This is a genomic window from Faecalicatena fissicatena, assembly GCF_016900595.1.
Classification (GTDB): Bacteria; Bacillota; Clostridia; order Lachnospirales; family Lachnospiraceae; genus Claveliimonas; species Claveliimonas intestinigallinarum.
Genome location: NZ_JACLYY010000001.1, coordinates 296,965 through 310,186 on the forward strand (window position 1 = coordinate 296,965; position 13,222 = coordinate 310,186).

At 52.0% G+C, this 13,222-nt stretch carries 12 protein-coding genes; 3 read left to right on the forward strand and 9 right to left on the reverse strand.

Annotated elements, in window-relative coordinates; genetic code table 11:
• Positions 1–67 precede the first annotated feature (67 nt).
• Positions 68–1,252, reverse strand: coding sequence for a stage II sporulation protein P (locus tag H7U36_RS01495; protein ID WP_330635865.1), 1,185 nt, complete (start codon positions 1,250–1,252; stop codon positions 68–70).
• Between the two features lie 76 nt (positions 1,253–1,328).
• Positions 1,329–2,282, reverse strand: coding sequence for a GPR endopeptidase (gene gpr / locus H7U36_RS01500; protein ID WP_033125512.1), 954 nt, complete (start codon positions 2,280–2,282; stop codon positions 1,329–1,331).
• 184 nt (positions 2,283–2,466) lie between these two features.
• Here gpr and rpsT point away from each other — a divergent pair, with 184 nt between their 5' ends.
• Positions 2,467–2,730, forward strand: a complete 264-nt coding sequence (gene rpsT / locus H7U36_RS01505; RefSeq protein ID WP_033125511.1) for a 30S ribosomal protein S20 — start codon at positions 2,467–2,469, stop codon at positions 2,728–2,730.
• A gap of 79 nt (positions 2,731–2,809) precedes the next feature.
• Here rpsT and H7U36_RS01510 read toward each other — a convergent pair whose 3' ends face one another.
• A complete protein-coding gene (locus H7U36_RS01510; RefSeq protein WP_033125510.1) occupies positions 2,810–3,451 on the reverse strand; it encodes a type I phosphoribosyltransferase in 642 nt (213 codons plus the stop codon).
• Between the two features lie 127 nt (positions 3,452–3,578).
• Positions 3,579–4,880 carry a hypothetical protein gene (locus tag H7U36_RS01515; protein WP_205147528.1) on the reverse strand — a complete coding sequence of 434 codons (1,302 nt, stop codon included), beginning with the start codon at positions 4,878–4,880 and terminating at the stop codon, positions 3,579–3,581.
• 87 nt (positions 4,881–4,967) lie between these two features.
• Between H7U36_RS01515 and H7U36_RS01520 the strand changes: the two genes are divergently transcribed.
• Positions 4,968–6,206 carry a hypothetical protein gene (locus H7U36_RS01520; RefSeq protein WP_205147527.1) on the forward strand — a complete coding sequence of 413 codons (1,239 nt, stop codon included), beginning with the start codon at positions 4,968–4,970 and terminating at the stop codon, positions 6,204–6,206.
• 91 nt (positions 6,207–6,297) lie between these two features.
• Here the strand turns inward: H7U36_RS01520 and ilvC are convergent, their stop codons facing one another.
• From ilvC to H7U36_RS01545, 5 genes are all read right to left on the reverse strand, one after another.
• On the reverse strand, positions 6,298–7,317 hold the full coding sequence (gene ilvC / locus H7U36_RS01525) for a ketol-acid reductoisomerase (protein WP_033125505.1): 1,020 nt from the start codon (positions 7,315–7,317) through the stop codon (positions 6,298–6,300).
• 66 nt (positions 7,318–7,383) lie between these two features.
• Positions 7,384–7,926 carry an acetolactate synthase small subunit gene (gene ilvN, locus H7U36_RS01530; protein ID WP_052083993.1) on the reverse strand — a complete coding sequence of 181 codons (543 nt, stop codon included), beginning with the start codon at positions 7,924–7,926 and terminating at the stop codon, positions 7,384–7,386.
• A 131-nt stretch (positions 7,927–8,057) separates the two neighbouring features.
• Positions 8,058–9,866, reverse strand: a complete 1,809-nt coding sequence (locus H7U36_RS01535) for an ABC-F family ATP-binding cassette domain-containing protein (protein ID WP_205155621.1) — start codon at positions 9,864–9,866, stop codon at positions 8,058–8,060.
• A gap of 245 nt (positions 9,867–10,111) precedes the next feature.
• Complete coding sequence (gene crcB / locus H7U36_RS01540; protein WP_033125591.1) at positions 10,112–10,480, reverse strand: fluoride efflux transporter CrcB; 369 nt, start codon at positions 10,478–10,480, stop codon at positions 10,112–10,114.
• Between the two features lie 151 nt (positions 10,481–10,631).
• On the reverse strand, positions 10,632–12,107 hold the full coding sequence (locus H7U36_RS01545; RefSeq protein WP_205147525.1) for a carbon starvation CstA family protein: 1,476 nt from the start codon (positions 12,105–12,107) through the stop codon (positions 10,632–10,634).
• 202 nt (positions 12,108–12,309) lie between these two features.
• On the opposite strand from H7U36_RS01545, the gene H7U36_RS01550 reads away from it, so the two are divergent.
• Positions 12,310–13,221, forward strand: a complete 912-nt coding sequence (locus tag H7U36_RS01550; protein ID WP_205147627.1) for an AAA family ATPase — start codon at positions 12,310–12,312, stop codon at positions 13,219–13,221.
• The last annotated feature ends 1 nt before the right edge of the window (position 13,222 follow it).

Sequence of the window (13,222 nt, forward strand, 5' to 3'; positions counted from 1 at the left end):
GTATTTTTCTACGCACTGTTTCAATATTAGCACAAAATGTAGGGGCTTGCAAACAGAAAAAGGACGCTTACCCCACCAGCACTGTGTGCAGCAGGTCTGCCAGCACCTCCATGGCGTTTCTCATCTCCTCCACCGTGTTGGTCTGGGCCCCCGCCTCCACAAGGAGGCTCTTGGGCTTAAAGTGCATGTTATAGCGGTATCCTCTCAGGTAGATCCGCCTGGTAAATCCCGGGTACTCATTGTTAGCCGCCACCTGCATCTGCAGAGAGAAAGCCAGGTTATCCTGTATGTACGGATTGGCCAGATAGTCGATCTCCCCGTTGGCCCTGGTCTTACTCAGCCCGTTAAAAAACATGATCTGAGCAGTGGGTTTCCCGTTCACCTCTGTCACCAGATGGGTTCCCTCGTTCACCCCATCTCTGTGCAGGTCGATCACAACCTCAATGCTCGGGTTTTCATCCAATATCTTCTGAAGATCCGGCTTTGCCAGGTCGTAGGCAAGGCTCCTGTCCAGCTTCCCGTCTATCAGGTCGTAGACAGCTGTATGGTGCATGGTAGGAATGTGATACGTGTCGTTTAGGAGCGCAGTCAGATAATCCCCGATCCCCACGATGGAGGTGGACGCATCCCCCTCCACCGAATCGGCGAACATCTCCTGGGAGTGGGTGTGGTAGATCAGGATCTTCGGCCCCTCCGTGCTCTGGTCTATCTTCATATTTTTGCTCAGGAGCTCTGCCCCGTTCAGCTCATCCGGCCGGATCATAGTGGTGCTGTCCACTGTGTAAAAATTGCCGATCAGATAGTCAAAGCTGCTCATCTTTTCTATGGAAGTATCAATCGGTGTCCCCGAGGTATGTATGGTCGTCTGGTCAGAGTCGTCTGTGCCGCTGACCAGAGTGCCGTCGGCGCCCACCTCATTTTCATCACTGGCCTGCTGGGACAGGATCATCTGGTAGGTTGCCGCATCCTCCACATCGGTCTCCTCACTCTCCTGCCCATCCACGTAGGTGCCGATGGGGGCCAGAAGACTGATGCCCTTCGCCAGCAGATCCGCTGCGGAGAGCTCCGCCCCGTTCTCTATGTAAAAGGCTCCCGGCAAAAACATTTTCTCCGAGTTCCCCAGAAGGGCCTCCGCCAGATGTCCTCCCACGCTGCCCACAGGACGAAATCCTGCCTGTACTGACCCGTAGGCGGTCAGCAGAAGCAGGATCACCCCGATTCCTATTCTGTTTAATCTCCATCTCTTTCTCAACAGCTCTTCCACCTGCTCGTCTCATATTCTCCGGTCCATTCTGCCGCTTTTACACTATATGAGATTTCCGCCTGCATTATGCGAAAAGCCGGTTCAGTGCCTCTGATATAGTGAAGCTGATCCGCTTGACTGTCTCGTCCACATCCTTCGGCGTCACAAACATGCCGTTCAGGTGCGGGGCAATCAGCTCCTTGACAAGCTCATACTTTTCGGCCGCATTGTACCCCTGGAGAACAACCCCCACGCCCTTCATAGTCTCCGAGCGCTCCATCTGGGCGATCAGGTTTTCCATGGCGTCGCCTACGATCGTGGCGGCGTCCACCACTGTGGGTACACCGATAGCGACGACCGGGACTCCTACTGTCTCCTCTGTGATAGCGCTTCTCTGATTCCCGATCCCCGAGCCCGGACTGATCCCTGTGTCTGAGATCTGCACGGTCCGGTTCAGCCTCCTGGAATTCCTGGCCGCCAGCGCGTCAATGGCGATGACCGCGTCCGGCTTTGTCTCTCTCACCACGCCCCTTATGATCTCCACAGTCTCCATCCCGGTCTGTCCCATGACCCCGGGCACAATGGCGCTCAGAAGCCGCACCTGGTCCTTCCCCATGGCATATTTGCCGTACTCCTTCACGATGTGCCTGGTAATGTTCAGATTGTCCGCCACATAAGGCCCCAGCGCATCCGGCGTCACCTGTCGGTTTCCAAGGCCGACCACAAGGACAGAGTAATCCTCTTTCCCCATATCAAGAAGCCGCCTGAGAAAGCGGAGGATCTCCTCCGAGACCTCCCTGTGGTATCCCTCGTCCGGCACTGCCAGCTCCGGGGCCTCCAGGGTAATGTAGGTCCCTACCGGCTTTCCCATCGTCCTGGCTCCGTTTTCCGTCTCGATCCTGACAGTCGTGACTTTGATGTCCCTCTCCTCATCATACTTTTCCTCCAGCACCACCCCGGAAATTTCCACATTGTCCGCCTCAAAGCGCTCCTTCTGCTCCAGGGCCAGGTCTGTTCGGATACTGTACTTCTCGATCATGTCTGATAACCTCACTTCAGTCTTTTGGTTTACCGATAGTTTTTGCAATATTTTCAGAAATATGTATTGACATCCGGGAAACCTTGGCATAAAATACAATAGTATGTTTCGTTAGAACGTCCGTGTCCGGCTCTAACGAACGGTCATCGATTAATTCGAAATAGTTTTAATGGAGGTGGACAAGTTGGCTAACATCAAATCTGCTAAAAAAAGAATTTTAGTAAACGAAACAAAGGCTGCTAGAAATAAGGCAATCAAATCTAAAGTTAAGACCTGCGTAAAGAAAGTTGAGACAGCCGTTGCGCACAAGGATGCCGCTGCTGCTGCAGAAGCTCTGAGAGTTGCTACAATCGAGATCAACAAAGCAGGAAGCAAGGGTGTTTATCACAAGAACACTTGCGCAAGAAAGATTTCCCGTTTAGCAAAAGCTGTTAACGGAATTGCTTAATAATAAAGTGAAGACAAAAAAGACAACCATACCGTCAGTGGTTGTCTTTTTTTGTCCTCAAAACTCTCTCTGAAACCACTTAGAGAGCCGAATATCCGTAGCTGTTTACAAAGGCATCTACCTTCTTCCCAGCCGCACACATGGGGCAGTCGCCGTCAGAGTACTTCTCGTACCCGAGCACCTCTTTCTGGGTAAACACCGCGTTGATGTCCATCCCCGCCACCTTGGAGACAAGGCTGAAAGCGGCGCAGATGCCGTTTACTATTCCGCCATAGTAGAGAACGCTCTCTATGGACTGCATCATAGTTTTTCCCGTTGTGATAAGACCTGCAACGATCAGGATCCTCTGGCCGTCGATCATGCGCTTCGTGTTGTCCCGAAAGATCATCTGGCCGGCCCTGTCTGTCTCCGGTGTGACAACGGAAATATTTTTTCCTGTGTTGATGGAGACGGTTCCGGGCCTGGACAGAATGTCCGCAATAAATGTTCCCACCACTTCCATGCCGTCCAGACACACGATCGTGTCGATCTCCGTGGATGCCAGATAGGGCTCAGCCATCACCTTGGCAGTCTCTCTGGCATTGTTGCACCTGGACTTCATGGTGGACAGGTCAATATATGTATTGACGTGTGAATGTGTGGTAACAAAATGCCCCTTCATGATTTTTACGCGCGCCTTCGGATTTTTCCATGAGCGCAGATCCTCAAAATTCGTATCCATTACACAATTCCTCCCTTCTGCCGCGGGCAGTTTTTTCTTTTTTTCTGCTAGTTCATATTTTAGCACAAATTAGCAAAAAATGGAATGTTGTCAGATATATTTTTGTATAGATTTTGTTCGGTACTCTTTAGCGAAAAAGGCTGTCTAAATATACATCCCTGGGAACCGCCAGAAAACGGATAAATAAATCCGTCTCATACCAGGGCGGGAGCAGGAAACGGCCAAAGAGGACAAACAGAAGGGCAACAGCCGCCGCAATATACCCGGCCTTCCCTTCCTTCTTCTCTTCTGCCTCTCCCGAAAATTCATAGTATCTGTACTGGTCCGGCGTATATTTTTTCAGCATAGCGCGCAGCCTGTCAAATTGTTCCGGGTCGTTGCCTTTTTCATATGTAAAAACGCATCCCACCCTCAGTTCCTCTTCTGTCTCGATGACAGGCCCGATATTGTCATACGGATAAAAAATGCCAGTCATCTGATCACAAATCCCCTCTTTGCCAAGACGGTATTCCTTTGCGGCATATTCATCCCGCTTTCTAATTGCCTCATAGAACGAAGGTATGCCGCACAGCCGGAGGAAGGCCCACATCAGACCACGCAGCGCCTGGCTATATCCAGTCAGAGCCAGACCTAACAGAGTGGCAAAGACAGCTAAAATGTGGGAAAAGTCTCCGCTTTCAAAGTAAGAAATCACGACTCCCATCGCGGTTATGGCCACTCCCCCTGCTATGAATGTCTGATCTTCCTTTATCTCCATTTCCCTTGTGAACCGGGCTGTATAGGCCCGAACCGCTTTCTTTGCCTCATCTGTGCGCAGCTTTCCACGGATCTTTGTCCACGTATCGCTGGAAATGGCCGGGATAGAGACTGAGATCTCCTCCACTTTTTCTTCTCCCTCCCGCACATATCTGTCCGGGCAATAGATTTTCGATAGTGTCTCCAGCTTTTCCATGCTCTCAAAGTCCAGATATTTTTTCAGAAATGTCTTTTCTCCCCTGTCCAACAGAATATGAAAAGCATCCCTCTCTTCGAGTATCTCCTTCACACCTTCATACGGGATATCTTTTGCTTCTCCTGTTTTCTTGGAGAAAAGACATATCCCTTCTTCTGAAAATGTCAGTATGCAGTCCTCCTGCTGTGCGCGTTCCATGCATCGGCATATCTTCTCCTGCCTCTTTCTCGCCTTCCGCCTGGCATATAAAAAGCCGACAAGGACGGGGAGAAGAGAAAGGATGAGCGAAAACACAAAATATCTCGCTTTGTAAAAGTAAAGATCTTCTCTGGGTATCTCAAGCCACTGGTCCACGCTCAAAAGAAATGGAACTACCGGGAAAAAAATCATATGGGCAATGTCGACAGGCTCCTTTAAATTTTCACTCTGCTCCCTCAGATTGTCCGGTATCTCACTGTAAATAATTTTGTTCTCCATATAATATATCCCCCTCTTTTTCTCTATGATATAATCAAACCATGAGAAACTCAATACTAGATTTTTTATAAAATATGAGGGGTCAATATGAACAGACAGAAAACACAAAGACATTTAAAGAGGCGCGTCCTCCCCGCCCTGCTCGCCGCTCTTCTCTCCTCCCTCCTCCTTGCCTCCTGCACCACCATTGACAGCGATGTGTACGGCGAGGAGGAGGTGCTGGACTACGTCCGCTCCGTCTGCCCGGATGAGGAGTTTGAGCTGGTCTCATCAGAGCAGGTGGAGGACCGTCCCAAAAATGCAGAGTACACCTTCCGCTCCAGGGAGCGGGACCTCACATTCACAGCCAACAGCTATCTGAAAAACGTCACGATTGACGGGAGCAGCACAATTCTTTACTCAAAGGAAATCTCCTGCACCTACGTGTCGGAGATCCATGACCTCTATTACGACAGGGCCGTCCGTATCCTGGAGGAGCTTCCCACCTACGACGACGGGTGGATCGGTCTTCTCTCCTTTGACGATCTCGGGCAGGTCGCTGAAGTCATGGCCCGCGCGGGGGATGTTTACCGGGAGGAGCTTGACTACAATGACGAGGACTTTCTCTGGAACAATCCCCTGACAAGCGTGCACCTGGCCTGGTACCCTTCGCAGGAGGATATGGAGGCCCACCAGAGCTGGATCAACATGGCGGACTTTGGGATCAACGGACTCCGCTCTCAGGAGGAGCTGTACCAGCGGCTTGCCGATGAGTATGCACAGATGTGCGTGGACAACCAGTTGGACGAGTTAGCCGCTATCCCCGAGGAATACACCCGCGGTAAGCACATGACCAGACTGGACTCGATTTATCTGGACGGTAAAAAAATGACCTACAACAGCCAGGAGGACTCCGTCAACCAGTGGTCCCTGATCACGGATCGTTTCTGCTACTGCTGGTACAGCCAGGAGACCGGCTCCTACATGCTTCCATGCGATATCGGATATGTCACCGACTCCGCCAGCGTGCCTCTGATCGTGCGGGAGTATGTCAGCGCCCTGGGTGGCAGCTACTGCCTGGAGCCGGAGGAGGGACTGTGGCTGTCATCCTGGAAGATCGAAGACGACACCTGGCAGATGGAGAGCCAGTTCTCCGATAATGCGATTATGGAATTCAACGTGATGAAAAATGGAGAGCCACTAAACCTTCCCTTTGTCACCGCGGATGAGGACACGGAGGTGGGTGCCCGCTTCTGCGTCGGCCTGAAGGTCGAGGATTTCGCCGGGCTCTTTGACCTGGACTATCGCATAGACGAAAGCACCAAGCGGATCGACTTCTATTCGTAGGCGCATAACGCATCTAAAAAAGGCATCCTCCGGAGCTTCCGCTCCGTAAGATGCCTTTTCTTCATCTCTTTTATATATGTAGGATTTCTGATTAGTTGTTGATCAGCTTGTCCTCGCCGTTCCAGCTGTAAAGCTTTCTGATCTCTTCTCCGACCTTCTCTGACGGATGCTCTGCAGCCAGCTTTCTCATGGCCTTGAAGTGAACCTGACGTCCGGCGTCTGACATATCCAGCAGGAACTCTTTTGCGAAGGAGCCGTCCTGGATATCGGAGAGGATCTTCTTCATAGCCTTCTTTGTATCCTCTGTGATGATCTTCGGTCCTGTGATGTAATCACCGTACTCTGCTGTGTTGGAGATGGAGTATCTCATTCCGGCAAAGCCGCTCTGGTAGATCAGGTCTACGATCAGCTTCATCTCGTGGATACACTCAAAGTATGCGTTTCTCGGATCATATCCTGCCTCGCACAGTGTCTCAAATCCAGCCTGCATCAGAGCGCATACGCCGCCGCAAAGAACAGCCTGCTCACCGAAGAGGTCTGTCTCTGTCTCAACACGGAAGGTTGTCTCCAGAAGTCCGGCTCTTGCTCCGCCGATAGCCAGTCCGTAAGCCAGTGCACGGTCCCAGGCCTTTCCTGTTGCGTCCTGCTCAACAGCGATCAGGCAGGGAGTTCCTTTTCCAGCCTGGTACTCGCTTCTTACTGTGTGGCCCGGAGCCTTCGGAGCGATCATAGTAACATCCACGTTCTTCGGCGGCTTGATGCATCCGAAATGGATGTTGAAGCCGTGTGCGAACATCAGCATGTTGCCCTCTTCCAGGTTCGGCTCGATGTCCTTCTTGTACATATCAGCCTGCTTCTCATCGTTGATCAGGATCATGATCACGTCAGCCTGCTTTGCGGCCTCTGCTGCTGTGTATACCTTAAATCCCTGTGCCTCAGCCTTGGCCCAGGACTTGCTTCCCTCGTAAAGTCCTACGATGACATCGCATCCGGACTCTTTCAGGTTCAGCGCGTGGGCATGTCCCTGGCTTCCGTATCCGATGATTGCGATCTTCTGTCCTTCCAGTGCTGATAAATTACAGTCTTCCTGGTAAAAAATTCTTGCTGCCATTTTTACATTCCTCCTAAAATATAATCTTTATATTGTTAAAGGCTTTAGTCCTTTAGCATGCACATTTTACTTGGCACCGTCGTCCGGGTTCCATGTCCTCTTCTGTCCGTTCTCGTCAATCACAGTGATGTTCTTGACTCCTCTGGACAGTCCGGTAATTCCGGTTCTCGCCAGCTCCAGTATCTCATAGCCGTCAAGGAGATTTAAGAAAGCCTCCAGCTTGGACTGATTTCCTGTCAGCTCCAGCATCAGGGACTCCTTCTCCACATCCACCACCTTGGCCCGGAAAATATCTGCCACGGAGATGATCTCCGCCCTCTGGGCCGCGTTGGCTCTCACCTTCACCATGATCAGCTCGCGGTAAACGGACTCGCCCTCTTTCAGCACCTTGATCTCAATGACATCCTCCAGCTTGCGTACCTGCTTCTCAATCTGAGAGAGGATCAGCTCGTCGCCACTTGACACGATCGTAATTCTTGTAAAGCGGGGATCGGCGGTCACACCTGCGGTAATGCTGTCGATACTGTAGCCCCGCCGGCTGAAAAGTCCTGAAATTCGACTCAGCACACCCGGCGTGTTGTCAACCAGCAGTGAAAATACCCTATTCATATCTGCACCTCTTTTCATTTGATTTTTCAAAAACAGAGTGCGTTCTGTTTTTTTATAATAGCAATTCTATATAGTTTTGTCAAGCAGTTTCCAGAAACTTTTATTTTCAGGAAATTTTGCTTCCGTAAATCCTACTTCTGCCCCTCTATTTTCTCGGCCAGCTCTGTCAGATAGACCCACCGTTCCATCTTCTCGTCCAGCTCTGCCTGCGCCTGCTCCTTTTTCTCCATCAGCTCCCCAAGCTTTGCCGAGTTGGTAGCGTTGGCCATAATCTCCCCGTCCAGCTCCTCCAGCTTCTCCTCCAGGGCCGCTATGTCCTCATCAATGGTCTCGTACTCTCTCTGTTCTTTGTAGGAGAATTTGAGCTTTGCGTTCCTGTGCTGCTTCCAGTCCTTCGCCCCGCTTTTATCCTGTGCTTCTGCCTCGCTCTTCTTTCCCGGAGCCTGACTGTGGATCCCGGCGGAAATCTCCTCCCGCCCCTTTGTCTCGATGTAGTCCGTATAGCCTCCCTCATACTGTCTGAGAGCTCCTCCTCCGCAGAACTCAAAGATCCGGTCCGCCACATTGTCCAGGAAATACCGATCATGAGAGACAGTCACTACGATCCCTGTAAAGGCGGACAGGTAGTCCTCCAGGATCGTCATGGTGGGGATGTCCAGGTCGTTGGTGCACTCGTCAAGGACGAGGAAATTGGGGTTTGACTGCAGGATCCCAAGCAGATAAAGGCGCTTCTTCTCTCCGCCGGACAGCTTTCCGACCGGAGAATACTGCATTTCCGGCGTAAAGAGAAAGCGCTCCAGCATCTGGGAGGCGCTTATCCTGCCCTCCTTTGTCTGCACATACTCGCCTATATCCTTCACATAGTCGATGACTCTCTGCTCTGTGTCCATCTGGGGCAGCTCCTGGGAGAAATAGGCTATCCGCACAGTCTCCCCCACTTCCACCTTTCCGCCATCCGGCTCCACCTCCCCGGCAATGATCTTCAGCAGGGTGGATTTTCCGCAGCCGTTGGGCCCCACGATCCCCACCTTCTGATTTTTCAGGAAAATGTAGTCAAAATCCCGGATAATCACATTTTCGCCATAGCTCTTGCTGATGTGGTGCAGCTCCACCGTCTTCCTGCCCATCCTCGTCTCCACCGAATCGATCTGGGCCGTCTCCTTAGCCACAGGGGCCGCCTGGCTCTTGAGCGCCTCCAGCCTCTCCAGCCGCGCTCTCTGCTTGGTGGATCTGGCGCGGCATCCCCTCCTGGCCCACTCCAGCTCCATCCGAAGGACGCTCTTTCTCTTTCTCTCCGAGGCAAGCTCACTCTCCTCCCTGGCCGCCTTCAGCTCAAGGAACTGTGAATAATTCGCCTCGTATCCGTAAATCTTTCCCCATTCAATTTCCAGAATTCTGTCTGTCACCTTGTCCAGAAAATACCGGTCGTGAGTCACCATCAGAACAGTGCCCCGGAAGGATTTCAGATAGTCCTCCAGCCAGTCGATCATCTCTTGGTCCAGGTGGTTGGTGGGCTCGTCCAAAAGCAGCACATCAAAGGAGTCCGCCAGCAGCCTGGCCATGGCGGTCCGCTTCTTCTGCCCGCCGGACAGGGTATCGATGGGGGCTTCCCAGTCCGTGATGCCCAGCTCATTGAGATTGCTCTGCACCTTCCAGTCCATATCCGGATCCCCGCTGAAGGCCCAGGAGGAGACCGTGGCCCCGTCCTCAAACTGAGGCGTCTGTGAGAGGTAGGCCATGCGGATGCCGCTGCGGGTCACGATCTGCCCCTCATCCGGTGTCTCCAGCCCTGCCACAAGGCGCAGGAGGGTGGTCTTTCCGGTCCCGTTGATGCCGATGATCCCCACCTTGTCCCCCTCCTGCACGCCGTAGGAGGCGTCCTCAAAAATCGTCTTGCCGCCAAAAACCTTGCTGATATGTTCAATGTTGATGATATTCATAAGTAAAACCTCTTTTCATTTTCCTTTGCCGCTGGCGAAAACACTTGCGGCAAACCACTGCACATGACGCTATTTTATAGGATTTCTTTTCTCCCGGCAAGTCCATAGGAGTAAAAATGGCCTCTGCAAACGCTGCCCATAAAAATATATCTCTAATTTCTATTGACTGTTCCCCGGGGGGCACATGCCATCTCTTGTCATGGTCATCCTTCCCTTTACCTCCGCTATGCGCAGCCGGGCAGAGTTTACCACCTGGAGGCCGCCCACAGACCTGCAGCCACGCCGGCAAGACAGCCCAGTACACTGAGCAGCATATAAGTCACGGCAAGGCCCGGATGCCCCTTCTCCAGGAGTTGCCATGCCTCCAGTGAGAAGGTGGAAAAGGTCGTAAACCCGCCGCACACTCCCGTCTTCAGAAAGAGCACCAGCCCCTCCGGGGCCTGCCTCCTAGCCGCCATACCAGCGATCACGCCGATGGCCAGGGCCCCCAGCAGATTGGTCGCAAGGGTCAGCACAGGGAAGGTACCCTTGTAGGGCAGAAGGCTGACAGCGTACCGAAGCATGGCTCCCACGGCCCCGCCCAGTCCCACAAAAACAAAGCTCGCAAGCTGCATCTCATTCACCTCTCTCAAAATCATTTCTCTTGTAAAATCATTTTCCGGCAAAGATCATTTCTTCGGGAAACTAAATTTTATCGCGCAGACAAAGGGCAGGACCGTCAAGGCCCTGCCCCTCTCTATGCAAAGTGTATATGGTTCTGTTACATTATGCGTTCTGCGCCTTGCGTGCCGCGCGCTTTTTGCCGTACCAGATAATGAGTGCGACATAAACGGCTGCTGCAATGACACCGATCACATAGGATGCGCCCCACGGTACATTGAAGCCGATCTTGGCGTTTACAATGTATGTAATTGTGACAAACGCATACCATGCGCCCGGGATCAGAGGCATCCAGACAAATTTTGCTTTTCCGTTCTCAAACATCCATACAGAGATGGCGATGAAGGCGAACAGCGACAGCGTCTGGTTGGACCATGCGAAGTAACGCCACAGGATGTTGAATCCTTCCGCATTGCTCTTTGCAAATACAAGGATGACAGCAACCAGGATAAAGATAACAGCTGCCAGGCCCAGACGTTTTTTCACATTTTTCTGATCAAGGTGAAGGGCATCAGAGATGGCCATACGCAGGGAGCGAAGGGCTGTATCTCCGGATGTGATGGGAAGTACGATGACGCCCAGAAGAGCGATCACGCCGCCCACAGGTCCAAGGATATCCTTGCAGACAACACCGATGGTAGCTGTGGCAAGTGAAGCGTCAGCAGCCTGCAGTCCCAGGTTGTAAACGCCCATGGCGCCTGCAGCCCAAACCATAGCGATGAATCCCTCCAGAACCATCATGTTGTAGAATGTCATGCGGCCCTGGCGCTCGCTCTTCATTGTACGGGAGATGATGGCTGTCTGTGTGGAGTGGAATCCAGACAGAATACCACATGCCACCGTGATGAAGAAGATCGGGATAAAGTGGTTTGCACTGAAATAGTCACCGTAGGATACAAGAGCGCCGTTCCAGTTGTCCCAGATGTTGATCAGCGGGTAGCCCTTTGCAAAAAGACCGATAAATACGCCGATGGCGGAGAACAGAAGGATTGCTCCGAAGATCGGGTAGATACGTCCGATGATCTTGTCGATGGGGAATACAGTAGCGATCAGGTAGTAAACAAAGATCACACCGTAAATCACCCATGTGGAAACGGAGGTTGCCTTTCCGTCAAAGCCGAACACCTGTGTCGCAGCAATGTCGCCAGGTGTGTAGATAAATACAGCGCCTACCAGAAGAAGCAGCAGACTGCAGAAAATCTGGTAAACAGTGTACACGCCTTTGTTGCTGTATCTGCGGATCATATCCGGCATCTGTGTACCTCCGTCACGCAGACAGATCATACCGGAAAAGTAATCGTGCATAGCGCCGCCGATAATATTTCCGATAGGGATCGTGATAAATGCGATAGGTCCGAAAAGAATTCCCTGGATAGGTCCAAGGATCGGGCCTGTACCTGCAATGTTCAGCAGGTTGATCAGACTGTTCTTCCACTCTCTCATGGGAACATAGTCCAGACCGTCCTGCTTTGTGTAGGCAGGAGTCTTCCTGTCATCAGGCCCAAATACATGCTCGCAGAATTTGCCGTACAGCGCAGCGCCGACGAACAGGATCACGAGACCGATAATAAAAGTTGCCATATGTTTCCCTCCTTTTTCTCATTCCATAAACTACACTTTTACGCACTAATTTAGTATAACAGTGCGAATTTTAAAAGTAAAGAAACTTTTTTAATCAATATCTCTTGATCTATTTTAATATTTTTTTCAGTATTCCGACTATTCTTCTCATTTTTTTACCAAAGTGATATAATACACCTGTCAATTTATGAGGAAGCGAGGGATCATTGTGCTGAAATTTTTAGAGGAAGAACAGATCGATCCACAGGTGATCAATGGGATAAAGGAATTCAGGAAAGCCTATGCGCCGGAGACGGAGGCTGCGGAAACGCCCCGCTATTTTTATTATGGAAGGAACGTGTGGGAACAGGCTGCCCAGGCTCTTCTGGCCGGCGAAAACCTGCTCCTGGCGGGGGCCAAAGCCACCGGGAAAAACGTGCTGGCGGAAAATCTGGCTGCCGCCTTCGGGCGGCCGGTATACAACGTCTCCCTCCACATCAACGCCGACGCGGCGTCCATGCTGGGGACAGACACATTTAAAAACGGGGAGGTCACCTTCCGCCCCGGCCCGGTCAGCGAGGCTGCCGCAGGGGGAGGCTTCTGTGTGCTGGATGAGATCAACATGGCCAGGAATGAGGCTCTGGCAGTCCTCCACTCAGTCCTGGACTTCCGCCGCTTTGTTCAGATCCCCGGATATAAAAAAATCCGGATCCACGGCGCCACCCGGTTCATCGCCACTATGAACTACGGCTATGCCGGGACGAGGGAACTGAACGAGGCGCTCTCCTCCCGCTTTATGATCCTTATCATGCCGGAAATCGCAAAGGAGGATCTCTCCCGTCTGCTCACCAGAGAGTTTCCCGCCATGAAGCCTGAGTATGTCCGGCAGTTCACCTCTCTTTTCATTGATATAAGGGATAAATGCAGGAGCGGTGAGCTGACGGAGAAGGTACTGGATCTGCGGGGACTCACCGGTGCTCTGCGGATGATGCAGGGAGGGCTGGCCCCCTGTCAGGCTCTGGACATGGGCCTGACAAACAAGACCCCGGACGAGTACGAGCAGTCCCTTGTTCGGGATATCATCGCATCCAGGATTTCCAAAAAGACAGATGCACAGGCCATCTTCCGGCCGTAGC